A 1,153-nucleotide genomic window follows, 5' to 3' on the forward strand; every position below is an offset into this window, starting at 1 on the left:
CGGATGGTCGCGAGAAGCCGATCGCCTTGGCGTGCATGGTCGTTCGCACTCTGCACGTCGTCGCACCTGAGGGCGCGGAGGCCAGCGTCGACGACCGCGTCGAGGTAGTGCGCCTGCCACCAGTAGTTCCAGGCGCCACCCACGCCCACGAACCGGCGGCTCCCGCGTCCCGGCCGGTGCACGACGCCCGCGAGGTGCGTCGACGGCATACCGAGGAGTCGCCCGGCGAAGAGCGCGGTGACGGACCGCTCCGCCTCGGCGGCGCGTTGGTCCGCCACGGTCGCGGGGTGCTCGCGGTGGAGCTGCGGAGGGCGGCCGTCGGTCACCCGGGCGACGCTACCCCGGTCAGTCGTCGTCGTCGGGCGGGATCGGGCTCATGCCGACACCGCAGCCAGCTGCGCGCCCCGGGTGCTGAGGTCGGTCATCACGTCACCCTGGGGACTCCGCGTGCCCGCAGGAGGCGGAACACCCGCTCGCACCGGTCTGCATCGGCAGGCATAGCGTCGAAGCCATGACGAAGACCTGGTTCATCACTGGAACGTCCCGCGGGTTCGGCCGGGAGTGGGCGATCGCCGCCCTCGAGCGGGGCGACAACGTCGCCGCGACCGCCCGCGACACCACGACCCTCGACGACCTCACCGAGAAGTACGGCGACCGGCTGCTGCCGATCGCCCTCGACGTCACCGACCGCGACGCCGACTTCGCCGCCGTCCAGCAGACGCACGAGCGATTCGGCCGACTCGACATCGTCGTCAACAACGCCGGCTACGGCCACTTCGGCTTCGTCGAGGAGCTGAGCGAGGCCGACGTCCGCAACCAGCTGGAGACGAACTTCTTCGGCGCCCTCTGGATCACGCAGGCGGCCCTGCCGATCCTGCGCGACCAGGGCTCGGGCCACATCATCCAGGTGAGCTCGATCGGCGGCATCTCCGCGTTCCCGATCGTCGGCGCCTACCACGCGTCGAAGTGGGCGCTCGAGGGCCTGAGCCAGTCGCTCGCGCAGGAGGTCGCCCCGTTCGGCATCCACGTGACGCTCATCGAGCCGGGCGGCTTCTCCACCGACTGGGCCGGGGCCTCGGCCAAGCACTCGGAGCCGCTGGACGCCTACGACGAGGTGCGCGAGCAGACCCACCGTGACCGCGCCGCCCGCAAC

Annotated in this window: 1 protein-coding gene and 1 pseudogene; one reads left to right on the forward strand and one right to left on the reverse strand. The window is 71.6% G+C overall.

What is annotated here, in order from left to right:
- Nucleotides 1-326: pseudogene (locus ABD194_RS20055) on the reverse strand (hypothetical protein); the annotation flags it as partial.
- 185 nt (nucleotides 327-511) lie between these two features.
- Here ABD194_RS20055 and ABD194_RS20060 point away from each other — a divergent pair.
- The coding region (locus tag ABD194_RS20060) for an SDR family NAD(P)-dependent oxidoreductase (RefSeq protein ID WP_343994798.1) at nucleotides 512-1,153 on the forward strand (642 nt) is incomplete at its 3' end.

The organism is Terrabacter terrae (assembly GCF_039529575.1).
Lineage (GTDB): Bacteria > Actinomycetota > Actinomycetes > Actinomycetales > Dermatophilaceae > Terrabacter > Terrabacter terrae.